26 protein-coding genes are annotated in these 26,120 nt (G+C 51.8%); 14 read left to right on the top strand and 12 right to left on the bottom strand.

Annotation, left to right across the window (positions count from 1 at the left end; genetic code table 11):
- Positions 1 to 11: 11 nt before the first annotated feature.
- The 3 genes from HCX89_RS20780 to fadB all read right to left on the bottom strand — a co-directional run bounded on the left by HCX89_RS20780 (position 12) and on the right by fadB (position 4,676).
- On the bottom strand, positions 12 to 1,139 hold the full coding sequence (locus HCX89_RS20780; protein WP_144438823.1) for a diguanylate cyclase: 1,128 nt from the start codon (positions 1,137 to 1,139) through the stop codon (positions 12 to 14).
- A gap of 201 nt (positions 1,140 to 1,340) precedes the next feature.
- Positions 1,341 to 2,504, bottom strand: coding sequence for an acetyl-CoA C-acyltransferase FadA (gene fadA, locus HCX89_RS20785; RefSeq protein ID WP_044735608.1), 1,164 nt, complete (start codon positions 2,502 to 2,504; stop codon positions 1,341 to 1,343).
- Positions 2,505 to 2,525: 21 nt separating this feature from the next.
- A complete protein-coding gene (gene fadB, locus HCX89_RS20790; protein WP_167717246.1) occupies positions 2,526 to 4,676 on the bottom strand; it encodes a fatty acid oxidation complex subunit alpha FadB in 2,151 nt (716 codons plus the stop codon).
- A 236-nt stretch (positions 4,677 to 4,912) separates the two neighbouring features.
- Between fadB and pepQ the strand changes: the two genes are divergently transcribed.
- From pepQ to hemG (HCX89_RS20810), 4 genes are all read left to right on the top strand, one after another.
- A complete protein-coding gene (gene pepQ / locus HCX89_RS20795) occupies positions 4,913 to 6,235 on the top strand; it encodes a Xaa-Pro dipeptidase (RefSeq protein WP_167717253.1) in 1,323 nt (440 codons plus the stop codon).
- The gene (locus HCX89_RS20800) at positions 6,228 to 6,842 is read left to right on the top strand and encodes a YigZ family protein (protein ID WP_107111435.1); all 615 of its coding nucleotides are present in this window, start codon (positions 6,228 to 6,230) and stop codon (positions 6,840 to 6,842) included. The genes pepQ and HCX89_RS20800 overlap by 8 nt, the downstream gene beginning before the upstream one ends.
- Before the next feature lie 64 nt (positions 6,843 to 6,906).
- Positions 6,907 to 8,364 (top strand): TrkH family potassium uptake protein, encoded by a 1,458-nt coding sequence (locus tag HCX89_RS20805; protein ID WP_025011829.1) that lies wholly within the window; start codon positions 6,907 to 6,909, stop codon positions 8,362 to 8,364.
- The gene (gene hemG, locus HCX89_RS20810) at positions 8,364 to 8,891 is read left to right on the top strand and encodes a menaquinone-dependent protoporphyrinogen IX dehydrogenase (protein WP_028780927.1); all 528 of its coding nucleotides are present in this window, start codon (positions 8,364 to 8,366) and stop codon (positions 8,889 to 8,891) included. Before HCX89_RS20805 ends, hemG (HCX89_RS20810) begins: the two co-directional genes overlap by 1 nt.
- A gap of 267 nt (positions 8,892 to 9,158) precedes the next feature.
- Here the strand turns inward: hemG (HCX89_RS20810) and HCX89_RS20815 are convergent, their stop codons facing one another.
- Positions 9,159 to 9,464 (bottom strand): metalloregulator ArsR/SmtB family transcription factor, encoded by a 306-nt coding sequence (locus HCX89_RS20815; RefSeq protein WP_025011827.1) that lies wholly within the window; start codon positions 9,462 to 9,464, stop codon positions 9,159 to 9,161.
- A 228-nt stretch (positions 9,465 to 9,692) separates the two neighbouring features.
- On the opposite strand from HCX89_RS20815, the gene hemG (HCX89_RS20820) reads away from it, so the two are divergent.
- Both hemG (HCX89_RS20820) and speG read left to right on the top strand, forming a co-directional pair.
- Complete coding sequence (gene hemG / locus HCX89_RS20820) at positions 9,693 to 10,232, top strand: menaquinone-dependent protoporphyrinogen IX dehydrogenase (RefSeq protein WP_025889792.1); 540 nt, start codon at positions 9,693 to 9,695, stop codon at positions 10,230 to 10,232.
- 148 nt (positions 10,233 to 10,380) lie between these two features.
- Complete coding sequence (gene speG / locus HCX89_RS20825) at positions 10,381 to 10,914, top strand: spermidine N1-acetyltransferase (RefSeq protein ID WP_109248277.1); 534 nt, start codon at positions 10,381 to 10,383, stop codon at positions 10,912 to 10,914.
- Positions 10,915 to 10,920: 6 nt separating this feature from the next.
- Here speG and HCX89_RS20830 read toward each other — a convergent pair whose 3' ends face one another.
- Genes HCX89_RS20830 through def form a run of 5 tightly spaced genes read right to left on the bottom strand, consistent with a single transcriptional unit; the run spans position 10,921 to position 16,578 of the window.
- The gene (locus HCX89_RS20830) at positions 10,921 to 12,363 is read right to left on the bottom strand and encodes a TrkH family potassium uptake protein (RefSeq protein ID WP_167717248.1); all 1,443 of its coding nucleotides are present in this window, start codon (positions 12,361 to 12,363) and stop codon (positions 10,921 to 10,923) included.
- Between the two features lie 10 nt (positions 12,364 to 12,373).
- Entirely contained in the window at positions 12,374 to 13,783 is a 1,410-nt protein-coding gene (trkA, locus tag HCX89_RS22735; RefSeq protein ID WP_025011823.1) for a Trk system potassium transporter TrkA, read from the bottom strand.
- Positions 13,784 to 13,792: 9 nt separating this feature from the next.
- A complete protein-coding gene (gene rsmB / locus HCX89_RS22740; protein ID WP_174840203.1) occupies positions 13,793 to 15,091 on the bottom strand; it encodes a 16S rRNA (cytosine(967)-C(5))-methyltransferase RsmB in 1,299 nt (432 codons plus the stop codon).
- A complete protein-coding gene (gene fmt, locus HCX89_RS20840; RefSeq protein ID WP_144133293.1) occupies positions 15,088 to 16,041 on the bottom strand; it encodes a methionyl-tRNA formyltransferase in 954 nt (317 codons plus the stop codon). Before fmt ends, rsmB begins: the two co-directional genes overlap by 4 nt.
- A gap of 27 nt (positions 16,042 to 16,068) precedes the next feature.
- Complete coding sequence (gene def / locus HCX89_RS20845; protein ID WP_144438819.1) at positions 16,069 to 16,578, bottom strand: peptide deformylase; 510 nt, start codon at positions 16,576 to 16,578, stop codon at positions 16,069 to 16,071.
- A 126-nt stretch (positions 16,579 to 16,704) separates the two neighbouring features.
- Here def and HCX89_RS20850 point away from each other — a divergent pair, with 126 nt between their 5' ends.
- From HCX89_RS20850 to HCX89_RS20860, 3 genes are all read left to right on the top strand, one after another.
- Positions 16,705 to 17,805, top strand: coding sequence for a LysM peptidoglycan-binding domain-containing protein (locus HCX89_RS20850; protein WP_025889800.1), 1,101 nt, complete (start codon positions 16,705 to 16,707; stop codon positions 17,803 to 17,805).
- Between the two features lie 83 nt (positions 17,806 to 17,888).
- Positions 17,889 to 18,905: a DNA-processing protein DprA gene (dprA, locus tag HCX89_RS20855; RefSeq protein WP_167717255.1), complete on the top strand. Its 1,017-nt coding sequence runs from the start codon at positions 17,889 to 17,891 to the stop codon at positions 18,903 to 18,905.
- A 2-nt stretch (positions 18,906 to 18,907) separates the two neighbouring features.
- Complete coding sequence (locus HCX89_RS20860) at positions 18,908 to 19,384, top strand: DUF494 family protein (RefSeq protein ID WP_025889803.1); 477 nt, start codon at positions 18,908 to 18,910, stop codon at positions 19,382 to 19,384.
- A 205-nt stretch (positions 19,385 to 19,589) separates the two neighbouring features.
- Here the strand turns inward: HCX89_RS20860 and HCX89_RS20865 are convergent, their stop codons facing one another.
- A complete protein-coding gene (locus tag HCX89_RS20865; protein WP_167717250.1) occupies positions 19,590 to 21,347 on the bottom strand; it encodes a collagenase in 1,758 nt (585 codons plus the stop codon).
- A 162-nt stretch (positions 21,348 to 21,509) separates the two neighbouring features.
- Here HCX89_RS20865 and HCX89_RS20870 point away from each other — a divergent pair, with 162 nt between their 5' ends.
- The 3 genes from HCX89_RS20870 to hemF all read left to right on the top strand — a co-directional run bounded on the left by HCX89_RS20870 (position 21,510) and on the right by hemF (position 23,659).
- On the top strand, positions 21,510 to 22,073 hold the full coding sequence (locus tag HCX89_RS20870) for a type I DNA topoisomerase (RefSeq protein WP_025889805.1): 564 nt from the start codon (positions 21,510 to 21,512) through the stop codon (positions 22,071 to 22,073).
- Between the two features lie 82 nt (positions 22,074 to 22,155).
- A complete protein-coding gene (locus HCX89_RS20875) occupies positions 22,156 to 22,719 on the top strand; it encodes an L-threonylcarbamoyladenylate synthase (RefSeq protein ID WP_025889807.1) in 564 nt (187 codons plus the stop codon).
- A 25-nt stretch (positions 22,720 to 22,744) separates the two neighbouring features.
- On the top strand, positions 22,745 to 23,659 hold the full coding sequence (gene hemF / locus HCX89_RS20880; protein ID WP_025889808.1) for an oxygen-dependent coproporphyrinogen oxidase: 915 nt from the start codon (positions 22,745 to 22,747) through the stop codon (positions 23,657 to 23,659).
- A 33-nt stretch (positions 23,660 to 23,692) separates the two neighbouring features.
- Here the strand turns inward: hemF and HCX89_RS20885 are convergent, their stop codons facing one another.
- Complete coding sequence (locus HCX89_RS20885) at positions 23,693 to 24,124, bottom strand: group II truncated hemoglobin (protein WP_025011814.1); 432 nt, start codon at positions 24,122 to 24,124, stop codon at positions 23,693 to 23,695.
- A 125-nt stretch (positions 24,125 to 24,249) separates the two neighbouring features.
- Between HCX89_RS20885 and aroE the strand changes: the two genes are divergently transcribed.
- Both aroE and HCX89_RS20895 read left to right on the top strand, forming a co-directional pair.
- Positions 24,250 to 25,071 (top strand): shikimate dehydrogenase, encoded by an 822-nt coding sequence (gene aroE / locus HCX89_RS20890; protein WP_167717252.1) that lies wholly within the window; start codon positions 24,250 to 24,252, stop codon positions 25,069 to 25,071.
- Positions 25,068 to 25,331, top strand: a complete 264-nt coding sequence (locus HCX89_RS20895) for a DUF1488 domain-containing protein (RefSeq protein ID WP_096142796.1) — start codon at positions 25,068 to 25,070, stop codon at positions 25,329 to 25,331. Before aroE ends, HCX89_RS20895 begins: the two co-directional genes overlap by 4 nt.
- Here the strand turns inward: HCX89_RS20895 and HCX89_RS20900 are convergent.
- Positions 25,328 to 25,879, bottom strand: coding sequence for a gamma carbonic anhydrase family protein (locus tag HCX89_RS20900; RefSeq protein ID WP_096142795.1), 552 nt, complete (start codon positions 25,877 to 25,879; stop codon positions 25,328 to 25,330). The two genes, HCX89_RS20895 and HCX89_RS20900, sit on opposite strands and share 4 nt — an antisense overlap.
- Positions 25,880 to 26,120 lie beyond the last annotated feature (241 nt).

Here is a 26,120-nt window from a genome sequence, read left to right on the forward strand (position 1 = left end):
TAGTTCTGTGCTTAATCCAACTCTGAGCTCTTAACTGTATCTTCGGTCTCCGGATCTCCGCCGGTTTCTGCTGTCGTATTCTGCTTGCGGGAACGCTTATAGGCATACATGCGCTCGTCGGCCAGATGGATTAATGCCATGGGCTCCATATATTCATAGGGACCGGTTTCGGCAATACCGACACTAAGAGAAACCTCTTTGAGTGATTGTTGTAGATACTGCCTGAGTCGGTCGATAAATACTTCTCTGGCCTGATCTTCGCGGCAGTTGGGCAGTATGATACAGAACTCATCTCCGCCATAACGGAAGCAGCAGTCCTCCAATCTGGCTGTATTTTTTATCGCACTGGCGACGGTGCAGAGAACTTCATCCCCTAGTCTATGGCCTTGGGTGTCATTGAAGTTTTTGAAGTCATCTATATCCATATAGATGGCGGAGACCGGCTCGGCTCTCCTTTGTGCCGCTCGGAGGATTCTGGTGGCTATTTCCTGCAGATGGCGCACGTTCAGTAGCCCAGTTAGGGGATCGGTTCGCGAAAGCTCCTCCAACTGTTGTGTTCTTTGCTTTACCTTGGTCTCCATGCTGAGAGCGTATTGCTCCGCCTTGTACTTGGCATTCTCTATTTCGGAAACCAGGCTGCGAATGTAGGTATCGAATACCAGGGTCACATCAAACAACATTAACTTGTCCAGGGCGACTCTCGCTTCCTGAAACTCTTGCTCCTTAGTCATGGATGTAGCCAATACTTCGTAGAGCAGCGATTTTAGAGTATGAACCGCCGACAAGTAGAGTTTGGGCTCCACACCGATACGTTTATGTACCAAACCGATACGCAGACGGTTGTTAACATACTCAAGGTCATAAACACCACTAAATAAATCAATAACATACCTTCTTTGTGCCGTACGCAACCGAGCGAGAGTGTCTGAGTCGCCAATTAGAAGGGCTATTTCGGAAACACTGGTCTGTAATTGATAAAAACTGTCTACGACCCTGTCTATGTTGTGTTCGATAATGGGTTTGCAGGAAAGCAGAGCCTTGATGTCCTGACTGCCGAGATTAAAAAGGGATTTGCGGAAGTCAATTTCCAGCTCAGTGATCCGCATCTGCTCGAACAGTGTCTGTTCAGTCTGGAGCATGATGTTCTCTTCACCGTTATTAGTTACTGAAAGTAAAGATGAAGAATGGACTAAGAGCAAACTATTACGATGGGGAATCTTGAGTATTTGACGGCAATAAAAAACCGCCGCTTGGCTTTAACTGACCAGGCAGCGGTTTTCGTTTGAGTTCGCTTGAAAGGGGCTGCTTTTTATACGCCCTCAGCCTTGGCTGATATTTACTCAGACACGCTCAAACACAGTGGCAATACCTTGGCCGAGACCAATACACATGGTTGCCAGACCCAAGGTCGCGTCCTTACTCTCCATCAGATTGATCAAAGTGGTGGAGATACGGGCTCCCGAGCAACCCAGAGGGTGACCCAAAGCGATGGCACCACCATTGAGGTTAACCTTCTCATCGACCAACTCCATAAGACCCAGGTCTTTCACGCAAGGCAGAGACTGCGCGGCAAAGGCTTCATTCAGCTCAACCAGATCGATATCCGCTATGCTGAGGCCTGCGCGAGTCAACGCCTTTTGTGTGGCAGGAACCGGGCCATAGCCCATGATTGATGGGTCACAACCGGCAACCGCCATCGACTTGATACGAGCTCGGATAGGCAGTCCCAGCGCCTTGGCTTTCTCTTCTTCCATCACCAGCATGGCAGATGCGCCATCGGACAGGGCCGAAGAGGTACCAGCGGTAACAGTGCCGTTGGCCGGGTCAAACACGGGACGCAGGCCCGCCAGCGATTCCATACTGGTTTCAGGGCGGATCACTTCGTCATAATCGATTTTGATCAAGGCACCATTGGCATCATGGCCTTCGATAGCCTGGATTTCTCTGGCAAAACGGCCTTCAACTGTGGCTGCATGCGCACGTTTGTGCGAGCGCACGGCAAACTCATCCTGCATTTCACGGCTGATACCGTGCATGCGACCGAGCATTTCCGCCGTCAGTCCCATCATGCCGGCTGCCTTGGCAACCCGGGTAGCCAGGCCAGGGTGGAAGTCGACCCCATGACTCATGGGAACATGACCCATATGTTCAACACCACCAATGATGAAGGTATCACCCATGCCAGTCATGATGGCCCTGGCTGCCTGGTGAATGGCTTCCATGGATGAGCCACAGAGACGGTTTACGGTAACTGCGCCAACCTGCTTGGGGATACCCGCGAGCAGAGAGGCATTACGGGCGATATTGAAACCTTGCTCCAGAGTCTGCTGCACACAGCCCCAGATAACGTCTTCTATGGTGCCGGGATCTAACTGGGGATTACGTACCAGCAGGGCTTTCATCAACTCGGCAGAGAGTGTCTCTGCACGAACATTTCTAAAAACACCGGCCTTGGAACGGCCCATGGGGGTACGAATGCAATCTACGATAACTGCTTGTTTCATGGTTAAAATCCTTTCCGCAAATTAGGCCTGATAGTAAGAACCGTTGTTGGCTGCCAGTTCACGCATGCCATCGGTCACCTGGTAGAGTCCCCCCAGGTGGGCGTATTTGTCAGCCAGGGCGACAAAGTTGGCAACGCCCATGGTATCCAGATAGCGGAACACACCGCCTCTGAATGGTGGGAAGCCAAGACCATATACTAGACCCATGTCGGCTTCGGCCGGGGTGGCTACTATGCCTTCTTCCAGGCAGCGTACGGTTTCAATAATCATGGGGATCATGGTGCGGGCGATGACTTCATCGCTGCTGAACTCTTTGAGCTCACCGAATTCGGCCTGCAGTAATTCGTAGCTGACAGGATCCTTGTCTTTCTTCGGCTTACCACGCTTATCCACAGAATACTGGTAGAAACCTTTACCGTTCTTCTGCCCCAGGCGTTCATGGCCAAACATGATATCTATGGCGTCTTTGCCTGTTTTTCCCATACGGTCCGGGAAGCCTTCGGCCATGACGGCCTGGGCGTGATGGCCGGTATCCAAACCGACTACATCCAGCAGATAAGCCGGGCCCATAGGCCAACCAAACTGTTTCTCCATCACCTTGTCGACGGCGATAAAGTCTGCACCATCGGCCAGCAGGCCGTTAAAACCGGCGAAATAGGGGAAGAGTACCCGGTTAACAAAGAAGCCGGGGCAGTCGTTGACCACTATCGGCGTCTTACCCATCTTGCTGGCATAGGCTACTACAGAGGAGATGGTTTCTTCCGAGCTGTGCTCGCCACGGATCACTTCCACCAGTGGCATCTTGTGCACGGGGTTGAAGAAGTGCATACCGCAGAAGCGGGAAGGGTCTTTCAGACTCTTGGCAAGCAGGTTAATCGAGATGGTTGAGGTGTTGGACGCTATGATGGCATCGGCAGCTAGCTGCTGCTCGACTTCGGCCAGCACAGTCGCCTTAACCTTGGGATGTTCTACTACCGCTTCGACCACAATGTTAGCGTCTTTGACAGCGCTGTAATCGAGCGATGGGGTGATGTTGTTGAGCACTTTGGCCATCTTGGCCGGGGTGGAGCGACCACGCTCTACCTGGGCCGTCAGTAGCTTGGCCGCTTCGTTAAGGCCGAGATCCAACGCCTTCTGCGCTATGTCCTTCATCACAATCGGCGTACCCTTGCTGGCACTTTGGTAGGCGATACCGCCACCCATAATGCCTGCGCCCAATACCGCGGCTTGTTCTATGTTTTTGGCTTGTTTGGCGGCCTTCTTGGCTTTGCCTTTGACCAGTTGGTCATTGAGGAAGATGCCGATCAGCGCCTTGGCCACATCTGTTTTGGCCAGTTGAATAAAGGCTTGATGTTCTACCAATAAGGCTTCTTCGCGCCCCAGACCGGCTGCCTTTTCCACAACGTTAACCGCCGCCATTGGTGCCGGATAGTGCTTGCCGGCAACGGAAAACACCATGCCCTTGGCTGTGGTGAACGACATCATGGCTTCCAGCTTGGGCAGTGTCAGTGGCGACTGTTTACGTTGACGGCGGCTCTGCCAGTCAAGTTTGCCAGCCAGCGCGTCCTGTAGCATCTGTAGTGCTGCGGCCTGGAGCTGCTCTGGAGCCACTACTGCGTCTACAGCGCCGACTTTGAGAGCGGCTTCCGGGCGTTGGTCTTTGCCTGTGGTGATCCACTCCAGTGCATTGTCTGCACCTATCACTCTGGGTAGGCGCACTGTGCCACCGAATCCCGGGATGATCCCCAGCTTGGTTTCCGGCAGGCCGATTCGGGCACTGGTGTCGGCAATGCGGAAGTCTGTGGCCAAAATGGTTTCGCAACCACCGCCCAGGGCAAAACCATTGATAGCAGAAGCAGTTGGGAAAGGCATGTCTTCCAACTTGTTGAATACCGCATTGGCTTGCTGCAACCATGACAAGAGTACTTCATCTTCCTGGGCGAACAACCCAAGGAACTCAGTAATGTCGGCACCGACAATAAAGGCATCTTTGGCCGATGTCAGCAGCAGTGCCTTAACGCTGGATTCTGCTTTGATGGCGTCCAGTGCCTCATCCAGAGAGGTCAGGGTGGCGCGGTCGAATTTGTTTACCGATCCTTCGGCATTGAAGCAAAGGCGGGCGATATTATTCTCGAGTAACTCAACCTGAATCATCGAATTTTGGTAGATCATTGCTTGCATCCTTATTGCTTAGGAGTAGGGCAGCTCAGGCCATCATTTGACCAGTTGTTGCTCAGTGTGCTTCGAAAAAAGGAAAAATACAACACCCAATTTAAACGATCGTTTAATTGCTTGCCGGTTAGCTGCAAATTTCAGCTTTGTGATACACTGCACATTGGCTTTTGTTGTAACTGTGAACAGCTTCCAATAGCAAGGGGAACCTTGATTTCAGATAACAGGAACGGCTTATTATGCAACTGGCTCAGCATTATCAATCACATATAAACACTCTTAATCAAAGGGTTGCCGAGATTTGTGCCCGTGAGGGACTGTCTGGATTGGCAATTCATTCGGGTCAACCCCACAGGCAGTTTCTGGACGATATCGATTACCCCTTCAAGGTGAATCCCCATTTCAAGGCCTGGGTGCCTTTACTGGAAACACCTCACTGTTGGCTGCTGGTCAATGGTCGTGACAAGCCTGTACTGATCTTCTACCGTCCCGAAGACTTCTGGCATAAGGTGACAGAACTGCCGCAAAGCTTCTGGTGTGACAGCTTTGATATCCGTATTTTGACCAAGGCCGATAAGGTGGCGGACCTCCTGCCTGTGGCCGAAGGTCGCTGGGCTTATATAGGTGAACACCTGGAAGTGGCTTCTGTGCTCGGGTTTAACAACTGTAATCCCGAAGCCGTAATGAATTACATGCACTTTTATCGTGCCTGTAAGACAGATTACGAGTTGGAATGTATGCGTCAGGCCAACCGCATTGCGGTCAAGGGCCATCGTGCGGCCAAGAACGCCTTCTACAGTGGTGCCAGTGAGTTTGAAATCCAGCAGCAATATCTAAGTGCCATAGCACAAGGGGAGAATCAGGTTCCTTATGGCAACATCATAGCCCTCAACCAAAATGCTGCCATTTTGCATTACACTGCGTTGGAGCATGAAAGCCCACAGCAGAGGTTGTCTTTTCTGATCGATGCAGGTGCTTCTTTCCACGGCTATGCCGCCGATATCAGCCGTACCTATGCTTTTGAAAAAAATAGGTTCCACGATCTTATCCAGGCGATGAATCAACTGCAGCTTCAACTGATTGAGCACTTGCGACCCGGCAAACGTTATACCGAGCTGCATCTGCTGGCTCATCAACAGCTGGCGACTCTGTTACTTGAATCCGGCCTGGCCAAAGGCTCACAAGAGACGCTGTTGGAGCAGGGCATTACCCGGGCGTTTTTCCCTCACGGGCTGGGGCATATGTTGGGATTGCAGGTGCATGATGTAGGTGGTTTCTTCAATGACGAACGCGGCACTCATGTGGCCCCTCCGGAAGAGCACCCGTTTCTGCGCTGCACCAGGACTATGGCGCCCGGGCATGTAGTAACCATAGAACCCGGGCTTTACTTCATCGACAGCCTGTTGGCGCCACTCAAACAAGATGGCCGCAAGGCGTTAGTGGATTGGGACATGGTCGCCAGTTTGCGCCCGTTTGGTGGGATCCGCATCGAAGACAATGTCATAATTCACGCCCATGGCAACGAAAATATGACTCGAGAGTCTGGTCTCATTGATTGAAAGTTATCCCATTGCGGCCGAAGAACAGGAATATGAAGAGGAGATAAAGCACAGCCGCTTTATCTCTCTGGTATTTCCCTGTCATTCGCCGGAAGAGTTTAAACAGCAACTACAACAGATAAAGCAGCGTTATCCCGGTGCCAGTCATTATTGCCAGGCATTTATTTGTGGTGCACCCATGGGGCAGTTGGCCATGGGTTCGAGTGATGATGGCGAGCCAGGCGGTAGTGCCGGTCGCCCCATGTTGGCGGTATTGCAGGGGGCTGGCATAGGCGAGATTGGCGCGGTTGTGGTGCGTTACTATGGCGGCACCAAGTTGGGTGTGGGTGGGCTGGTTCGTGCCTACAGTAGTGGGCTCAAGCAGATGTTGCCCAGGCTGGCGACCAAGACCAAAATGCTTAGGGAAAAAGGCTATCTGGTTTGCCGTTACGACCAATTGGCCGATGTCGAACATCTGCTGCAGAGGCTCGATGTGTTGATAGAGGGGCGGGAGTTTTCAGAGCTGATTCGGCTGACACTGGCCGTGCCCTTATCTGTTACCGGAAGCATCAATAAGGAGCTGGCTCCCATGAGCCAAGGCCAGTTAAAGATAGATTTTTCACAGTGAACACTCTGATAACTTGTGCGACAATGCTGGGTTTTATTGGCCAATGGACTGATTGAAAAACGGCATGCATTACCGAACAATTACCCGTATTACCGGGTTACTGATAGGGCTCTTCTCCATCACTATGCTGCCTCCGGCATTGGTGGCCCTTATCTATGAAGACGGCGGTGGTACAGCCTTTATCAAGGCCTTCTTTATCAGTCTATTTATCGGTTTCTGGCTCTGGTATCCCAATCGCCACCATAAGGCAGAACTCAAGACCCGAGAGGGTTTTTTGATTGTTGTGTTGTTCTGGACCGTACTTGGTGCCATAGGTACCTTGCCCTTTTTGCTATCGAAACAGCCGGACTTGTCGCTGGCCGACAGTATTTTTGAATCTTTTTCGGCACTGACAACCACAGGGGCCACTGTGATTGTCGGCCTGGATAACCTGCCAAAGGCGATACTCTTTTATCGTCACTTGCTGCAATGGCTAGGTGGCATGGGAATTATTGTGTTGGCGGTAGCTATTCTGCCGGTGTTGGGGATTGGGGGGATGCAGCTTTACCGGGCTGAGATCCCCGGGCCCGTAAAAGATTCCAAGATGACCCCCAGGATTGCCGAAACGGCCAAGACGCTCTGGTATATCTATCTGATGTTGACCCTGGCCTGTGCCGGCGCCTACTGGCTTGCCGGTATGAGTGCCTTCGATGCCATCAGTCATTCATTTTCTACTATCGCCATTGGCGGCTTCTCCACCCATGATGCCAGCATGGGCTACTTTCAAAGCCCGACCATCAATTTAATTTGTGTGGTATTTCTACTGATTGCGGCAGTGAACTTCAGCCTGCACTTTGCGGCGTTTTCCCGCCGGGGGATCAACTTCAAGGTTTACTTTCGTGATGCCGAATTCAAGGCGCTTATCGGCATTCAGTTACTGCTGACCGCTATCTGTTTCGCCACCTTGTATCACTCGGGTATCTACGACTCACCGGAACAAACTCTGGATCATGCACTGTTTCAGGCGGTATCCATTTCCACCACAGCCGGTTTTGGTACCGAGAGCTTCCATGTTTGGCCGCTGTTTCTGCCTATTCTGTTGATGTTTTCCAGCTTTATCGGCGGCAGCGGTGGTTCTACTGCCGGCGGGATCAAGGTTATCCGCGTGGTGCTACTGTTACTGCAGGGCTCGCGCGAGCTTAAGCGTCTAATTCATCCCAGGGCCATGTTCTCCATTCGTATCGGTTCCAAGGCGTTGCCGGATAGGGTGATAGACGCTGTTTGGGGCTTCTTCTCCGCTTATGCTCTGGTGTTTGTCATCTGTATGCTGGTCCTGATGGCCATGGGGATGGATGCGATTACGGCCTTCAGTGCCACCGCAGCTTGCCTCAACAACCTGGGGCCAGGCCTTGGCGAAGTTGCCAGCAACTACGCCAGCATAGGTGACGGTGCCAAATACGTGCTTGTGGTTGCCATGTTGTTTGGGCGCTTGGAAATCTTTACCTTATTGGTGTTGTTTACCCCGACTTTCTGGAAGAACTAATGAGCAAGACTCTGATTATTTACTCGACCGTTGATGGCCAGACCAAGGCAATATGCCAGACCATGGCCGATGAATTGAGCCAAGCGGGTGAGATAGTCTCTATGGTATCGCTGGCTGAGGTGGAAACCGATACGTTACCGACATTCGATAAAATCTTGGTGGGTGCCAGCATACGTTATGGTAAGCATAGGCCTGAGCTGTATCGTTTCGTCAATAACCATCATGCGCTGCTGAACGCCAAGAAGAACGCCTTCTTTACCGTGAATGTTGTGGCCCGCAAGCCGGAAAAGAATACACCGGAAACCAACCCTTATATGCAGAAGTTCTTGCAGTTATCCCTGTGGCAGCCACAGTTGCAAGGCGTGTTTGCCGGCAAGATAGCTTATCCCAACTACGGTTTATTTGACCGTAGCATGATTCGGCTGATTATGTGGATAACCAAGGGGCCAACAGATACCAGCGGTACTTATGAATTCACCGATTGGCAGCGGGTGAAAGCGTTTGCTGCCGAGTTTGCCGAGCTTTAATAAGGAAGGTGCGAATAAGTCCTCGTGGCACTCTGGCTTGCACAGCAATTGGCGTTCAAGGCATCTGACTGAAGGCATGCCGGGGCCTGTCGAGGTTGGATAACGCAGAAAGCCGGTTGCTGTGAAAGCCCCTAAGGGCGTGGCTTACAAGCCTGCCTGCTGTGTTGTGCTTCTTGCAAAGGACTAGGGCCATTTGCTGCGAACCACGCCTTGCATCCAGGCCCGTAAGCCGACGCAGAGCACACATGGGACTTATTCGCACCTTCCCTAAGCGCAGTACTTGCGGTGCAGGATAGAGATGACCTCTGTGACCTGCTGGTTCTTGAGCGAGTAGTAAACAACCTGCGAACTCTTGCGGGTTGCCACCAGATCTTCGGCACGCAGTACTGCCAGATGTTGTGACAGAGCGGACTGGCTCAGGGGCACGGTTTCATTCAGCTGAGTGACGCTCAACTCTTGATCCAGTAGTAGGCAGAGGATCATCAGGCGGTAAGGGTTGGCGATGGCCTTGAGCCATTTGGCAGCGTTTTCCGCATTGGAAAGCATGGCTGCGACATCAATATCTTTTTGCATCAGCTTGGAACCTCTTCGCCTTTTGATTAGGTTATTCTAATTGAATGGGGAGATGAGCACAATCATCAGTCTTTTATCTGGATCGCAATTCTAGCCTGAAAAATACCGATACAGCGCAATTTGCGGCAATATTCTCACGGGTTGAAGCCGATTATGTGATCTTTCAACTTGTTCAATCCGGGCGATAAGCCACACAATTTAAGTTACAGACACTCAATAGGCGAACTTATGAAATCCATTCTTGTGCTCTACTTCTCCCGTGGTGGCCACACTGCCAAGATCAGTCGCTGTATTGCCGAAAGGCTACAGCAGTTGGGCCATGAGTGTGACAGCATGGATTTGGCTGCGGCTGAGGCGGAAAACATCGACTGGCAAAAATATGATGTCGTGGTTCTCGGTGCTTGTGTGCTTTATGGTACTTACGACAAGAGTGTGTTCGCTTTTTGCAGCAAACACCAACAGGTGCTGACAGAGAAAGGACTCAGTTTCTTTTCCGTCAATGTGGTGGCTCGCAAGCCGGAGAAACGGATCCCGGAAAACAACAAGTATCTGCAGAAGTTTATTGCCCTGTCGGATTGGAAGCCTAAGGATGTGAAGATTATCGCCGGTAAGGTGGATTACCCCTCTTGGGGCTGGCTGGACAGCTTTATGATCCGGCTGATCATGAAGATGACGGGGGGGCCAACCGATCCCAAGACGGTTATCGACTACACGGACTGGGAAGACGTAAAGCACTATGCGGAGTACCTGAGTGACTTGGCTTCCTGATAGAGGCAATGTTTTCAAAGCGCAGTCCTGGTACTGCGCTTTTTTGTATGTGTGGAAAAGGGTGGCAAGGTAAATTAACTTTCACTATCTGTGTGCCTGTTGTCCGCTTAATATGGCTGGCTTTATTGGCACGACTTTAGGAGGTGTCATGAATGACGGTGAGATTCGCCTACGGGCGCTGGAAAGAACAGACCTGAGGTTTATTCATCAGCTGAATAACAACCGCATCATTATGGCTTACTGGTTTGAAGAGCCCTATGAATCGTTCGATGAGCTTGAAGAGCTCTACAACAAGCATATCCACGATAAGACAGAGCGGCGCTTTATCGCAGAAAATGCTCAGCAGCAGACCATAGGTCTGGTTGAGCTGGTGGAGATCAATGACATTCATCGCAATGCCGAGTTTCAGATAATCATAGCGCCTGAGTTTCAGGGGCGAGGCTACGCCAGGGCCATGGTTAACAAGGCGCTCAACTACGCCTTTACCATACTGAACCTATACAAGGTTTATCTGCATGTGGCTTTGGAGAATGACAAGGCGTTACAACTCTATCAGAAGTGCGGCTTTAAAGAGGAAGGCCATCTGGTGCAGGAGATCTTTATCAACGGCCAATACTCGGATGTCAAACGCATGTATGTCCTGCAGATCGATTATCTACAGCTGAATAAAATTCACTCATAGATAATGTCAGTATTTCCAGAAGCTGGGATGGAACAAGACGGCGACAGTCAGGATCTCCAAGCGGCCCAGTAACATGCCTATCGACAGTGCCCATTTAGCCAAGTCCGGCAGGCTGGAAAAGTTGCCTGCTGGGCCGATAACAGGGCCAAGCCCTGGGCCGACGTTGGTCACTGCCGTGACTGCGCCGGACAGGCTGGTGACAGGGTCAAGACCACAAAGCACCAACACCAGCGTCAGCATCACGATAACCAGCATAAACAGCAGTGCGAAGGTCACCAGGGAACGCACAATCTCTTCATTGATAGGTCGGTTGTTGTAGCGTTCGCGGAAAATGCCGTTGGGATGAAACTGCTGCTTCAATTGTTCGCGCATGATGGCGCCGGCGATCTGGAAGCGGAATATCTTGATTCCGCCGGAGGTTGAACCTGAACAGCTGCCGACAAACATCAGGAACAGAAAAGCGATATTTGCCAGCGCCCCCCAACTGCCATAGTCGGTCAGGCCATAGCCTGTGGTAGTGACCACGGAAACCACGTTGAAACTCGAGAGCCGCAGGGCGTCAATAAAGGCTATTTCACGCGAACTGTAGAGCCAATAAGCCAGAGAGAAAGACACCAGCAGCAGAAAAAGAATAAAGCCTTTCACTTGGGCATCATTCCAGACCTTGATACTACGTTGCTGCAGACTCTGAACAAACATCAGCAGCGGCAGGCCACCGGCCGCCATAAATACCACCCCGACCCAGTGCGCCGCCTTGGGAAAGGCTGCCATGGAACTGTCCGAAGTCGAGTAGCCCCCAGTGGAGAGCGTGGTCATGGCATGGTTGAGCGCTTGGAACCAGTTCATCCCCGCCAGGTGATAAGCCAAACCGCAGCATACTGTCAGCCCCAGATACACCAGAAACAGGTATTTGGCCAGGCTCTGGGTGCGGGGGATAGCCTTCTCGGACCAATCTGAGGATTCTGTTCTGAACAGCCGCATCCCCCCTACGTTGAGAAACGGCAGAATGGCCACCGCCATCACAATAAAGCCTATGCCACCGAGCCACTGCAACAGCGAACGCCAGACAAGAATGCTGTGATCCATGCCGTCCAGCCCGGATAGTACAGTGGAGCCTGTGGTGGTGATCCCCGACATGGTTTCAAAGAAGGCATCGGTATAGCCAATACCGTGATACAGAGTAAAGGGCATGGCGGCGAACAAGCTGACAATAAACCAGGTGAGACTGGTCAGCAGGAACATGTCGCGGATATTCAGATTAAGCTGCTGCCCCTGGCCCCTGTGCATACAGATACTGGAGACAGTACCTGTGACCAGCGCCGATGCCATGAAGGCTGCCGCTGTTTCTTCACCGTAAAATAGGGCGAAGAAGAGTGGAATAAACATAAAGGCCGTCAGCATGGACAAAAACAGGCCGAGGATGAATAGCAGCGGGCGAAAATTCAGCATGGCCAGAGCCTTAGAAGAAGAAAGCGCTCGGCTGGAACAGTTTTTCCACTTCGCCGATAAACTTCTTGTTCACCAGGAAGAGAATGACATGGTCTCCCTGTTCGATAACTGTCTTATCGTGGGCCATCAAGACTTCATCGTCGCGGACTATGGCGCCTATGGTGGTACCCGGTGGTAGCTTGATTTCGCCTATCTGTTTACCCACGACTTTGCTGGTGCTGGAATCACCGTGGGCAATGGCTTCAATCGCCTCGGCAGCGCCTCGGCGCAGTGAATATACGTTGCAGATATCCCCCTGGCGGATATGGGTCAGCAAGGCCGAGATGGTGGCTTGCTGCGGCGAAATGGCGATATCTATATTGGCTTCCTGAACAATATCGACATAGGCTTCACGCTGAATAAGCACCATCACTTTCTTGGCACCCATACGTTTGGCCAACAGCGCCGACATGATATTGGCCTCGTCGTCGTTGGTGACGGCGATAAACACATCGGTTTGATCTATGTGCTCTTCCATCAGGAGTTCCTGATCGGAAGCATCACCGCAGAATACCGTGGTATTTTCCAGCTTTTCCGACAGCGCCTCGGCTCTGTCCTGACGATGTTCTATCAACTTGACCGAGTGATTACGCTGTAGCTTCTTGGCCAGTCCCAAACCTATGTTACCGCCACCGGCGATCATGATATTGCGGTAACTGTTATCCAGCTTCTGCATCTCACTCATTACTGCCCGCACATGGCGACTGTCGGCGACAAAGAACACTTCATCATCGGCTTCTATGATAGTGGTTCCCCTGGGCATAATCGGCCGTCCCTGACGGAAAATCGCCGCTACCCGGGTATCAATATTCGGCATGTGTTCGCGCAGTGCAGCCAGCGCGTTGCCCACCAATGGGCCGCCATAATAGGCGCGAACAGCCACCAGGCTCAGTTTTCCTTCGGCGAACTCCAGAACCTGTAAAGCCCCGGGATAATCTACCAGGCGTTGTATGTAAGCGGTTACTAACTGTTCGGGGGCAATCAGCTCATCTATGATGAAACCACCCCGGGTACGAGGTTCATTACTCTTGGTTTCACTGTCGATAAACAGCTTATCCTGCATCCCCAAGTACTGCTCTGACCGAATACGGGCTATCTTGGTTGGTGTGCCAAACAGGGTATAGGCAATTTGACAGGCGGCCATGTTGCATTCGTCGCTGTTGGTTACAGCGATCAGCATATCGGCATCTTCGGCGCCGGCTTCTTTCAAGACGCCTGGGTGGGCTCCGTGACCGACAACCACCCGCAAGTCATATTTGTCTTGCAGTGCCCTAAGGCGATTTCTGTCACTGTCGACTATGGTGATATCGTTGTTTTCACCCACCAGGTTTTCTGCAAGGGTGCCACCGACCTGACCTGCGCCCAAGATTATTATTTTCATGGCCTCGTCTTATCCCTGAAGTTTCGACTTAACGATTCGCGCGTAATAAAACCCGTCCATATTGTCCTGTCCGGGCAAGATTTGCCAGCCTATCACATCTGGCTGGTCTGCCTGAGTGATAGCTTCCAACCGGGCATCCGGCGTACGCTCCAGGAAGGCGACAACTTGATCGCGGTTTTCCTGTGGCAGGATAGAGCAGGTGGCGTATAACAGTACACCGCCTGGCTTCAACCACTGCCAGCAGTGATCCAATATCTGTTGCTGCACCTTGGCCAACTCCTCAATATCCTGCGGCTTACGCAGCCACATGATATCCGGATGGCGCCGAATAACGCCGGTAGCCGAGCAGGGAGCATCCAGTAATATGCGATCAAACTTGCCACCCTGCCACCATGAAGCAATATTTGCGGCATCGCCGTGCACCAACTTGGCATTCAGTTGCAACCTTTGCAGGTTCTCGGCAACTCTCTGCAGCCGTTTGTTGTCGTTGTCGACCGCCACCAGTTCTATGTCCGGACACAGTTCCAGCAGATGGCAACACTTGCCTCCCGGAGCGGCGCAGGCATCGAGAATGGTTTCGCCCGCTTGAGGTGCCAGCAGGGCGGCGGCCCATTGAGCAGCACCATCCTGCACAGACACTGAGCCTTCGCTAAAGCCGGGCAGAGTGGTGACATCGCAGGCTTGCTCGAGCAATATACTGTCTTCCCCCTGACCTGGAGTGGCGGCAATTTCGGCTTCAGCCAAGTGTTGCAGATATTGCTCACGGCTTTGGGACAAACGGTTGTTGCGCAGCCACAGTGGCGGCCGCTGGTGACTCTGCTGCACCACTTGTTGCCAGTTTTCCGGATAGGCTGAAGTGAGCGCCTTGAGGATCCAGTTGGGCGTATTGTGTTCCAGCACAGGGTTATCTGTGGCCAGTGGACTATTGTCTCGCTGGATATTGCGTAAAACGCCGTTGACTACCTTGACCAGGTTTTCAAACTTCAGCTGACGACAGGCTTCGGCAGTTTCCGAAATGGCTGCATGGGCCGGTATCCGGGTGAAATAAAGCTGGTAACAACCCACAAGAAGCAGCTGGTGGACGATACGCTGTTTCCCTTTGAACTGTTTACTGAGGCAGTCGCTGACTCTCTTGTCCAGTTGTGGCAGGGTGCGCATTACGCCGTAGCAAAGTTCGGCCAAAAGCGCCTTGTCTTTGCCGCTGTGAAGCTGCTGCTGTTGTTCGGGCAGGGCAACCGAGAGGGACATGCCCCGTTCCAGTACCTGAAAGATGGTCTTGGCGGCAAGAGCTCTGAGATTCTGCCTCATGATGCTTGAGCCAAATTTTTTCCGGGCTGGAACCATTCGCCCCTGGCGTTGAGAATATCGGCGATATCCAGCGGTTTTTTCCCTGGCAGTTGCGCCTTTTTCAACACCAATAAGCCATCGGCAGTGGCAATGGCTAATCCTCGCTTGTCGGCGCGCACCACTGTGCCCGGCTCAAACTGCTCGGCGGACTCTTCCACTTCAGCCTGCCAGACCTTGATATTTTGTCCCTGGCATTCAAAGTAGCTCACCGGCCATGGGTTAAAGGCGCGGATCTCCTGCCACAGATTGCGGGCAGCTTTATGCCAGTCGATACGGGCTTCCTCTTTACTGAGCTTTTCGGCGTAGTTGGCCAGTGATTCATCCTGCGGCTCGGCGGTGAGTTTGCCTTCGGCCAGACCTTGCAGAGCTTGGATCAGTGCCACAGGTCCCTGTTGGGCCAGTTTTTCATACAGGGTTGCTGAAGTGTCGTCATCGGCTATCGGCAGCGAGGTCTTGAGCAGCATGTCTCCGGTATCCAAACCGACATCCATCTGCATTATGGTGACCCCGGTTTCTTTGTCCCCGGCCCACAATGCCCTTTGGATAGGCGCCGCACCGCGCCAGCGCGGCAGAATAGAGCCGTGAACATTGATGCATCCCAGGCGGGGAGCCTGCAACACTGCCAATGGCAGGATCAGGCCATAGGCGACCACCACCATAATATCGGCCCCAAGAGCTGCCAGCTCCTGCTGGGCTTCTTCGTGGCGCAACGACTTGGGTTGATAGACGGGAATATCGTGTTCCAACGCCAGCGCCTTGACCGGGCTGGGGGTTAGCTTGTGGCCTCGTCCGGCGGGCTTGTCCACTCGGGTATAGACGGCAATGACTTGATGCTCTGAGTCCAGCAGCGCCTGCAGGTGGCGCGCTGCAAAGTCCGGAGTACCGGCAAAAATGATCTTCAGTGGTTTCAAAATAGATCCTAATTATTCGGGATTAATTCAGGCTTTCGCTTCCTGACGTGCCGCTTTTTCCAGCTTTTGTCTGATCCGCTGACGTTTCAGTGGTGACAGATAATCAACGAACAGCTTACCCTTTAGATGATCTATCTCGTGCTGAATACAGATGGCAAATAAACCGTCTGCTTCAATAGTAAATTCATTGCCATCACGGTCGAGCGCCGTCACGGTAATAAATTCAGCTCTATCCACCTTGGCATAAATACCGGGTACAGACAGACAACCCTCTTCATTACAGAAGTCGCCACTTGCGCTGATAATTTGGGGGTTGATAAAGACTTTTGGACGTTCGACATCGTCCTGCAAGTCCATCACAATCAATTGCTTATGAAAATCGACTTGAGTTGCAGCCAGACCAATACCCTTTTCTTCGTACATGGTCTCGAACATATTATCGATTTGCGCCTGCAGTGCAGAATCAAATTCTGTCACGGGCTGGGCAATCGTGCGTAATCTCTCGTCTGGGAATCGTAATACTTTTAACAGGGCCATAGATAAACTCTTAACAAGTCTGTCAAATCCGTGCCAGTTGGTTATACTGACTTGTGCTATTGCGTTAATTTTAATCCTTAGCGGCTATCAATAACAGCAAAAGCTCTCACTAATGAGCCAGACAACATGGAAGCCCCCATGAAACGGTTAATTTTACTCGCGTTACTGACATTTAATTGCGCCTTCGTTGCAGCAGATACCCTGACATTAAAACCCGGTCATCCTGATACTTATGTGGTCAAGAAAGGCGATACCCTTTGGGATATATCGGCATTGTTCCTCAAAGACCCATGGCGTTGGCCCAAACTCTGGGGCGCCAATCCCCAGATAGCCAATCCACACCTTATTTATCCCGGCGATCGATTAACACTGGTGTTTATCGACGGTGAACCCCGGCTGGTCAATAAACCTCATGTTCGCAAGAGCCCGGCCGGAAGGGTTCAACCCAAAGGCGGTGCCATTCCCGCGGTCGATTTGGCCTTGATTCAACCCTACCTGGTGCAAAACCGGGTGGTCGACCCCGAGTGGTTCAAGGAACAACCTATGGTGCTGGGGGGAGAAAGAGATTCCCGTCACCATGTGATGGACGACATCATCTATATCCAGGCCAATCTGCCACAAGGCGATAAGGTCGGGATGTATCAGCCCGGGCGCGAATTTACCAATAAGGAAACCGGTGAGTTGCTGGGTCAGGAAGTGATCCTCAGTGCCAGCGGTCGAGTGGTGGAGTCGGGTGAGGTTTCCAAGGTGAAGCTGCTCAACAATTTCCGCGAAACCAAAGCCGGTTTCAGAGTGTTGGCGATAGAAGACGACTCCTTGTTGTCTGCCTACTTTATTCCCAAGGCCAGCGATACCGAGGGCGCCAAGGTGTTGGCATCTGAACGTAAAATTCGCGCCATGGGGAAACTGGATGTGTTTTATCTGGATCGGGGCAGCCGTGAAGGAGTAGAGCCCGGCGATGTGTTCTCTATCTACAAAGACGGTGCCGAAGTGGTGATCAACGGCGATGGTATCCCCGTACCGCCGACCGAACGCTCTGCTTACGACAACCTGATGGCCAAGATGGGCTCAGACAATGCCGTCAAACTGCCCGACCTCTATCGCGGTCAGGTAATGGTGTTCAAGGTATTCGACAAGACAGCTCTCGGGCTCATCATGGTGAACGAGAGCCCTGTCAGGGTTGATGACCTTTTGGTCAAGCCTGACATATTACTGAAAGGTGAATGACGCATAATAGTCTGGTTGATTGGCTGGTTGTCGCTGCGGTATCTGGACTGGGACCTCTCCGGATAAGGCAATTACTCTTGCACATGGATGTGGCTGAGTTGAGACAGAGGCTGGAACATGAACCCCAGTCTTTGCCAATAAACCAGACACAGCTCCAACGCTTGGAGTTGGCTCCTGAAAAAGTTGACCAAGCCTTGCAATGGCAGCAGGGTGCAGAGGGCAGATATCTAATCTGCCCCGACGATCCCTTTTACCCGCCATTGTTGAAACATATCCCAGATTTTCCCCCGATTTTGTTCGTCAAAGGACAGGTTGAAACCCTGCTGCAACCCGCGCTGGCCATGGTCGGCAGCCGCGATGCCAGCCGCGCCGGTTTGTCGCTCGCCTGGCAGTGGGGCGCCGAACTGGATGCCTTGAACATCAGCGTATGCAGTGGTATGGCTGCCGGCATAGATGGCGCTGCTCACCGGGGAGCATTATCGTCAACCGGCAAGACTATCGCAGTACTGGGAACCGGAATTGACGAAATTTACCCTCGAAGGCATAGAGCCCTTTATGATGATATTCAAGTACATGGCGCTGTTATCAGTGAACTTTGGCCTTCTGTCGGTGTATTTTCCGGGAATTTCCCCAAACGAAACCGTATAATCAGCGGCCTTGCAATGGGAACCTTGGTGGTAGAAGCCCGTCGGCGCAGTGGTTCACTGATCAGCGCCCGTTTGGCGGCAGAACAAGGCAGAGAAGTCTTTGCGGTTCCGGGTTCCGTTATGGGCGATGAACACCAGGGATGCCACGATTTAATTCGCAATGGGGCAAAACTTGTGGAATCTGTGGCCGATATAGTGGAAGAGTTGGCGCCTTTATGTAGCTGCCACCTTGAAGACTTGCACAATAGTCACCATATAAAACCAAGTGATAACTCTGAGTTGCCATTTAAAACGCTGTTAGCTAGTGTAGATTATGAGACCACACCTTTGGATGTTGTGGTTGAGCATAGTGGAATAACGTTGGATCTGGTGTTGGAACAATTGCTTGAACTTGAGTTGCAAGGTTGGGTTGCCGCAGTACCCGGTGGTTACGTTAGACTTAAGAGGAAATAGCCATGTTTGATATCCTCATGTATCTGTTTGAAAACTATGTTCATAGTGAAGTTGAAATGCTGGTCGACGAAGATGAGTTGACCAAAGAACTCACCCGTGCCGGTTTCCATCAGTCCGAAATCATCAAGGCGCTTTCCTGGCTTGAGCGGTTGGCCGAACTGCAGGAGAGTGATACTCCCTACCTTAGAGGGCATACTCAACATTCCTTCCGCATCTACACTAAAGATGAAATGGAGAAACTGGACGTCGAGTGCCGTGGTTTCCTGTTGTTCCTGGAGCAGATTCGGGTGCTGAATGTGCAAACCCGGGAGATGGTTATCGATAGGGTGATGGAATTGGACGAGCCAGCTATGGTGTTGGAAGACCTCAAGTGGGTGATTCTGATGGTATTGTTCAATGCGCCCGGTAATGAGTCTGCCTATGAGCAGATGGAAGATCTTATCTTCGAGCAACCCGAAGAAGGTCGATTACACTCCTGATCTGTTTTAGCTATGCCGCAGCAGCTTAATTTCCGGATTTAGCTGCCCGGTTTGGCTTTCATTAAGCGACCCTTTTTATTTCTACCATTCCGCAACTAAGCCGGTTTTTGTTCATATTCTTATGTTTTGGAAATACAGGCGCCAGACTTGCCGGCACCTCCCTAAACTCTTTCTTATTTGAATCAAGCATCCGATTACGACATTGTCAGTAGTGTTGATGACGGCCGCTGCTGGCCAAGTGTGCCGGCCGCAGGTAGTCACGATAGCTGTACCTATTGAGCTTGCGTATTGATGGGGCTGTATCCGCGTCACTGCTTTTGGCTGTTTGGGCCAGTTGTTGCAGCCACTGCTGGAAAGCAGGCTCCTTTGATGTTAAGGCCGTCAATTCTTGCTCATAACCGGCAAAATAATCCATTTTCAAGGCTTGGCTCAGGCGAACGAGCGCCTGAGGTTCTTGCTCTGCCAGGAAGCGGATAGCCAAGTAGCTCCAGCGGTAAGTACGATCTTGGCCGTCCTGGTACTCGGTGGCAAAAATACTCGCCAAGTCCAAAGCCTTTTTCTGTTCCAGGGCTTCAGTGGCCAAATCAATCGCCTTAGGATTAGTTTCTCCCTTGGAGATATATTCCGCCAAGCCTTCGGCCCACCACACCATTTTGCCTGGAAAATGGCCAAAGCCACCATATTTGACGAAGCGTCCGTCCAGATAGTGGATGTACTCATGGTTCAGGTTCCAAATGGCGAACTCGGGAGCGATCCAGAATTGGCGAAAGGCAAAGAAGCTGGCTTGGTTGCCAGGTTGCTGTGGTGTACCTTCTATATACATGCCGCCGTTGTCTGTACCTATATCAAACAGCAACTGCCCATAGGCGTTGTACTGGCTCCAGTTTTTGAAAGCTACGACTTGCAGCGCCTGGTTGTGATCGTTGGTTGTAGGTTGTTGCTCTGTTTTGAGCAAAGAGTGGAAATGGCTTTCCTGGGACGTTAGTCGCTGGCAGCTCTCGGCAAATTCAGCGGTGCTGAGATCCTGGGCGACGATAAATAGAGACTCTGAACATTCATGTCTTTGCGGTAGTACAGAGAGTAAGTCCGGTATGCGGCAAAGCTGAGTCTTCTCTTGGCAACTCAGTTGACCACCAAAGTGGTTTACATGGTATCCCAAGGTGTAGCTGTCTTTACCGGCATCACCTCTGGTGGCAATATCTTTGAGTGCCAGGACTTCGAGCTGTGTATCCAGAGCCTGTTGTTCTGGAGTTGGGGCATCGTCAGCTTGTTTGCCCTTGCTGGGGGTCAGTGCCAGGCGATACATGGCCAGGGCCCAATATGCGTTTTCCCGCTCCCATGGTGATCTGTCGCCAGCTACAAAACCCAAAAGATCTGCGTCGAGGCGCTGTTGCAACAGCAGCTTGTTCAACTGGCCATCGAGCCGCTGTCGGCTCTGATTAAGTAGAAATCCATAAGCTCGAATTGTCTCCCATAATGCATAGTCTCTGGCTTCACTGGCAGTTTGTTTACCCAATCGAGACAGCTGGCGGGCGAGCCTCGGCAGTAGTGGTGCAAGTTTTCCGGCTTGCTGGTCGCTGGTGAAATAGAGGTAGAGGGTTACGGCAAACTGCTCATCCATAGAAAAGTTTGCCTGTTGCGGCAACCTTGCCAACGCGTCGGCTATGGCCTGAAAATCTGTGTCGGTCAATTTATCGAAGGGACCGAAATAACTGTATCCCCTCAAATAGAACAGCCCTTGCTGCCACTGTGTCATATCCGTTGTGTTTTGTAGTGACGCGAGCACATGCTGCAATTGCACTGGGTTATAGAGGGCATCCGAGTGTTGCAGTAATTGTTCATGGGAAGCTATCGCTATGGCGGGGGACAGATTCGTGGTCTGTGTGTGGCCGGCGCAGGCGCTGATCATTAGCGTCATCAGTATGGAAGCGAGAGATTTTCCTTGAGTTGTGAGCAGAGGCATAGAGAGGGTCCTTTTTGTTATTTTGGATACAATATATCTTTATCTGCGCTGAGATCCCAGCCCCATTTGTCTTTGCTGTTTGATGACTCCTGTTGCAGGCTCCCTTTATCCGTGTGGCGCTGGTAAAATGTTCGCCTAACTCTTTTAACAGCGAGATGTGTCATGGCCAAGATAGACCAGCAGTTGTTCAATGCTCGGGCGCACGCGCTCGAAAAAGAATATGAACTTTGTCCCAAGTGCGGCAGTGAGCTCTCCGTGCGCCACAGTAAGCATGGTGGCTTCATTGGCTGTAATAATTATCCTGCGTGCGATTACACCCGGCCTTTGGTGCAGCACGAATCCATCGACTCCCAGCCTATTCCCGGCTCCGAGTGTCCCCAGTGTGGCCACGAGTTAGCGGTCAAGTCGGGGCGCTTTGGTATTTTTATTGGTTGTACCCAGTATCCACAATGCACTCATATCGAGCGACACGATCAGCAGGAAGAGGCTGAAAAAGTGCCTTGTCCTCAGTGTAATAGCGGAGTGCTTGAGCATAGGACCAGCAAGTTCGGCAAGAGCTTTTATGCTTGCAGCAACTACCCCAAGTGCAAGTTTCTGGTGAATTTTCCTCCTCGGGCAGAGGCTTGTCCTGAATGCGGTTTCGGTATTCTGGTAGAACGTAAGGGCGCTGCAGGCGACAGACTGGAATGTCCCCGTAAGGAATGTAAGTACAAGCGAACTCTGTGATCCGGCTCAATATGTGACTATAATCACCTCCGCTGTCGCCGAGGGCGCTCAGCCGTCTTTGTCTCTATAAAAGGTACTCTCAATGCTGCACTTGCTCGCCGCCAGGAGTAAGCAACTGCTTCTGGATGGAGGGGTCATAGCGTATCCCACCGAAGCTGTTTATGGTTTGGGATGCGATCCCGATAATGAAGCCGCCGTTTCCCGAATTCTCGACATCAAACAGCGCCCCTGGCACAAGGGGCTTATCATGGTCGCCAGTGACTATCGGCAGTTGCAACCCTATCTGGACGAGTCTCAACTGAGTGATGAGCAACTGCAGCAGGCTTTTGCCAAATGGCCCGGACCTTTTACCTTTGTCATGCCGGTGCGTCAGGGAATGAGCCAACTGCTTTGTGGCCATTTTGATTCTATAGCCGTCAGGGTGTCGGCCCATCCGGTTGTCAGGGAGTTGTGTGATACCTTGGGTAAGCCGCTGGTATCCACCAGTGCCAACTTGGCGGGTGAGCCGCCGGCACTGACTGTGAATGATATTGAAACAACTTTTGCCGGGCAGATAGATGCCCTTATCGAAGGGGAGTTGGGGCAGCAGCGCCAGCCTTCCACCATCATAGATATTCGCAGCGGCCAGATCCTGCGTAATGGCTAATAATTCCAAGCAAGAAGGAGCGAGCATGACGGCACCTGATTCCCACCAGGTAAAAGCATTCTTGATGCAACTGCAACAACAGATTTGTGAAGGACTGGAACGACTGGATGGCAAAGCTGAGTTTGCTACCGATTCCTGGAAACGGGCCGAGGGCGGTGGCGGGATCAGTAAGGTACTTAACGGCGGTGGCGTGTTTGAACAGGCCGGGGTGAACTTCTCCCATGTAGAAGGCGCAGCCATGCCGGCCTCGGCTACGGCACACAGGCCTGAGCTGGCCGGACGAAGCTTTGAAGCTATGGGGGTTTCACTGGTTATCCACCCGCTTAATCCCTATATCCCAACCACCCATGCCAATGTGCGCTTCTTTATCGCCCGTAAAGAAGGTGCCGATCCCGTCTGGTGGTTTGGTGGTGGCTTCGACCTGACCCCCTATTACCCTTTCCTCGAGGATGTGCGCGAATGGCATCAGCAAGCCAAAGCGATTTGTGAGCCATTCGGCGAAGCGGTTTATCCCGAGTACAAAAAATGGTGCGATGAGTATTTCTTCCTGCCACACAGAAACGAAACCCGCGGTGTCGGCGGCCTTTTCTTCGATGACCTCAATGAAGGTGGCTTTGAGCACTGCTTTGCTTTCATGCAAGCTGTCGGAAATGGCTTCTTACCTGCCTATGCCCCCATTGTTGAGCGGCGTAGGGATACCGAATATGGCGAGCGTGAGCGTGAGTTCCAACTGTATCGCCGAGGTCGCTATGTAGAGTTCAACCTGGTCTATGACAGAGGAACGCTGTTTGGGCTGCAAACCGGCGGCCGAACCGAGTCAATACTCATGTCGATGCCGCCCTTGGTTCGCTGGCAATATGCCTATGAACCTGAAGCCGGCTCTGCCGAAGCCAAGCTATACAGTGACTTTTTGCACCCCAGGGATTGGCTCACTGAATAGTTAGTGAGCGTAACCAATAAGCCTTTCTTTGGCTTATTGGTTACGCATATGGTCAGCTAACTGAGCGATAGCATTGAAAATCACCTTCCTGTGTTCAGGATCCTTCAGATTGGCCTCCAGCGAGGCCCTCATGCATAACAGCCACTGATCGCGCATTCTTTCATCAACGGCAAACGGCATGTGTCTGGCTCTCAGCGCCGGGTGGCCATATTTGGCTTGATACAGCTGAGGCCCTCCCAACCAACCGCTGAGAAATTCATATAGTTTCTGTTCCGATTGTGCCAGCGGAGCCTGATGTATGGACAGGAGTTCCTGAGTATCCGGCCGCGTTTGCATTTGCTGATAAAAGCTCTTGGCTATGGCGCGTATCGTCTCATCGCCACCAATCAGATCATAGGCGTTGGACTGGGTGGGGTCCCGCTCGGCTTCGGGTTTGCGATTGATAATTTTCTTTAGCCAGTTCATTTTCGTGTTGAATCTTGTTGTCGATTTTGGCACCAGTATACACTGAAAGCCCCATAGGTCGGCAGCCTTGCCTGGCCTTGGGCCGCTGAGTAGACTGATACCTCTTCCATTGCTCTGGAGCACAGATGACCGACAGCTATGCCGTCTTTGGCAATCCCATTCATCACAGTAAATCACCCGCTATCCATGCAGCCTTTGCCGCTCAGACCGGGCAAACCCTAAGCTATCAAGCGATTCTGGCACCAATCGATGACTTCAGCGGCAGTGTCACGGCTTTTTTTGCTGCCGGGGGGATGGGCGCCAATGTCACTGTGCCTTTCAAGGAACAAGCCTTTCAACTCTGTGATGAGTTGAGCCAGGAAGCCGAAACCGCCGCCGCGGTGAATACCCTGATTAAACTGGATGATGGCAGAATTCGGGGTGACAATACCGATGGCTACGGCTTGGTGGCCGATCTCAGTCGTTACCTGACGCTGAAAGATAAAAAGGTCTTGCTGCTCGGCGCTGGTGGGGCTGCCAGAGGTTGTCTGCTTTCTCTACTGGCGGCCGGTGTCGGCCATATTGATATCTACAACAGAACATACAGTAAGGCCGAGGTGTTGGCGGCTATTGCGCCACAGCAATTGCAGGCGTTGAGGCGAAATGAACTCCATGAGGGCTATGACCTCATAATTAATTCCACCTCAGCCAGTTTGCATGGTGAGCTGCCGGATATTCCCGTAACCGTGGTTGCCAATCATAGCTATTGCTACGACATGATGTATTCGGCACATACAACCGCGTTCAATCGCTGGGCTGCCGAGCAAGGGGCGGCAAAAATACTGGATGGCTTAGGAATGTTGGTGGGGCAGGCGGCTAGAAGTTTCTATTTATGGCGAGGTGTCATGCCCAAAGTTGAGCCTGTACTCGAGAGTCTGCGGCAAGAATTGAAAGGAGAGGCCTCATGAATCAGGGGATCATCTTCAGCGACTTGTGTCAGTGGCAAGCCGAATCAAACAGGCTCATGTTTATGGCCCAGCAGCAAGGGGTCAGTATTCCTTGCTATGTTGGTTTACAACGTATGCAGCAACTAAGTGGCAAGGTTTTTCTCGAAGAACAAGAGATCCTGAGCTTGTTTGAACAGTGGCGCTTCGACTTCGAAGATGAAGCCGAGGCGCTGATTGAGCGGGAGTGCTTCAATGGAGCCGGTGAGATAGAGTTACCTTAGTCAGTACTACTTTGCTCGGCCAGGTACTCATCTTTAAGGCGGACATAGTTGTCTGCCGATTGTGGCAGAAATTGGCGTTCGGCTTCGGTCAAGGGGCGAGCCTGCTTGGCCGGGCTGCCTATATAGAGAAAGCCACTCTTTAGCACCTTGCCGGGAGGCACCAACGAACCTGCACCTAAAATCACATCGTCTTCGATGATGACGCCATCCAAAATAATGGCTCCCATGCCAACCAATACACGATTACCTACCTTGCAACCATGAAGCATGGCTTTGTGCCCTATGGTGACATCATCGCCGATGAGCAGCGGGTGTCCCTCGGGATTGGTCACCGACTTACGGGTAACATGCAGGACAGTGCCATCCTGAACACTACTGCGTTTGCCTATGTGAATATGATTGACGTCACCCCGGGCAGCCACCATAGGCCAAACGCTGGCGTCCTGATCCAAAAAGATGTCACCTACCAGAACCGCTGCTTCATCAACATAGACACCTTCGGCCAACTTTGGCTTGGTACCTTGATAAGATCTGAGAGAATTGGCCATAAAAAGTCCTTATATGAATGGTTTTCGCCATTATAAAGATTAAAAAGTGGCAGGTCAGGACAAATTCTCGACAAGTAAGCCGAAAACAGCAGTTTTCTTATAAAAAGCCCTTGCACAAAAGATTTGGCTCCCTATAATGCGCTCCCACTGACACTGCAACGCGGCAACGCGAAAGACGTGACAGGGTCGAAGAAAAACGGCTCTCGAGTCCTTTCAACGACAGGCGAAAAAAGATGGTAAA

Origin of the sequence: Shewanella sp. Iso12, assembly GCF_012030025.1 — a bacterium.
Taxonomy (GTDB): domain Bacteria; phylum Pseudomonadota; class Gammaproteobacteria; order Enterobacterales; family Shewanellaceae; genus Shewanella; species Shewanella algae.

Bases quoted from the DNA above. Each gene is read 5' to 3' on its own strand.
- speG (WP_109248277.1), top strand. From the start codon at position 10,381: ATGAATGACGGTGAGATTCGCCTACGGGCGCTGGAAAGAACAGACCTG.
- hemG (WP_025889792.1), top strand. From the start codon at position 9,693: ATGAAATCCATTCTTGTGCTCTACTTCTCCCGTGGTGGCCACACTGCC.
- HCX89_RS20885 (WP_025011814.1), bottom strand. From the start codon at position 24,124: ATGAACTGGCTAAAGAAAATTATCAATCGCAAACCCGAAGCCGAGCGG.
- fadA (WP_044735608.1), bottom strand. From the start codon at position 2,504: ATGAAACAAGCAGTTATCGTAGATTGCATTCGTACCCCCATGGGCCGT.
- HCX89_RS20870 (WP_025889805.1), top strand. From the start codon at position 21,510: ATGGCCAAGATAGACCAGCAGTTGTTCAATGCTCGGGCGCACGCGCTC.
- hemF (WP_025889808.1), top strand. From the start codon at position 22,745: ATGACGGCACCTGATTCCCACCAGGTAAAAGCATTCTTGATGCAACTG.
- HCX89_RS20850 (WP_025889800.1), top strand. From the start codon at position 16,705: ATGGAAGCCCCCATGAAACGGTTAATTTTACTCGCGTTACTGACATTT.
- def (WP_144438819.1), bottom strand. From the start codon at position 16,578: ATGGCCCTGTTAAAAGTATTACGATTCCCAGACGAGAGATTACGCACG.
- rsmB (WP_174840203.1), bottom strand. From the start codon at position 15,091: ATGAGGCAGAATCTCAGAGCTCTTGCCGCCAAGACCATCTTTCAGGTA.
- trkA (WP_025011823.1), bottom strand. From the start codon at position 13,783: ATGAAAATAATAATCTTGGGCGCAGGTCAGGTCGGTGGCACCCTTGCA.
- HCX89_RS20815 (WP_025011827.1), bottom strand. From the start codon at position 9,464: ATGCAAAAAGATATTGATGTCGCAGCCATGCTTTCCAATGCGGAAAAC.
- hemG (WP_028780927.1), top strand. From the start codon at position 8,364: ATGAGCAAGACTCTGATTATTTACTCGACCGTTGATGGCCAGACCAAG.
- HCX89_RS20865 (WP_167717250.1), bottom strand. From the start codon at position 21,347: ATGCCTCTGCTCACAACTCAAGGAAAATCTCTCGCTTCCATACTGATG.
- HCX89_RS20900 (WP_096142795.1), bottom strand. From the start codon at position 25,879: ATGGCCAATTCTCTCAGATCTTATCAAGGTACCAAGCCAAAGTTGGCC.
- HCX89_RS20895 (WP_096142796.1), top strand. From the start codon at position 25,068: ATGAATCAGGGGATCATCTTCAGCGACTTGTGTCAGTGGCAAGCCGAA.
- HCX89_RS20860 (WP_025889803.1), top strand. From the start codon at position 18,908: ATGTTTGATATCCTCATGTATCTGTTTGAAAACTATGTTCATAGTGAA.
- HCX89_RS20830 (WP_167717248.1), bottom strand. From the start codon at position 12,363: ATGCTGAATTTTCGCCCGCTGCTATTCATCCTCGGCCTGTTTTTGTCC.
- HCX89_RS20875 (WP_025889807.1), top strand. From the start codon at position 22,156: ATGCTGCACTTGCTCGCCGCCAGGAGTAAGCAACTGCTTCTGGATGGA.
- HCX89_RS20805 (WP_025011829.1), top strand. From the start codon at position 6,907: ATGCATTACCGAACAATTACCCGTATTACCGGGTTACTGATAGGGCTC.
- fadB (WP_167717246.1), bottom strand. From the start codon at position 4,676: ATGATCTACCAAAATTCGATGATTCAGGTTGAGTTACTCGAGAATAAT.
- HCX89_RS20780 (WP_144438823.1), bottom strand. From the start codon at position 1,139: ATGCTCCAGACTGAACAGACACTGTTCGAGCAGATGCGGATCACTGAG.
- dprA (WP_167717255.1), top strand. From the start codon at position 17,889: ATGGATGTGGCTGAGTTGAGACAGAGGCTGGAACATGAACCCCAGTCT.
- aroE (WP_167717252.1), top strand. From the start codon at position 24,250: ATGACCGACAGCTATGCCGTCTTTGGCAATCCCATTCATCACAGTAAA.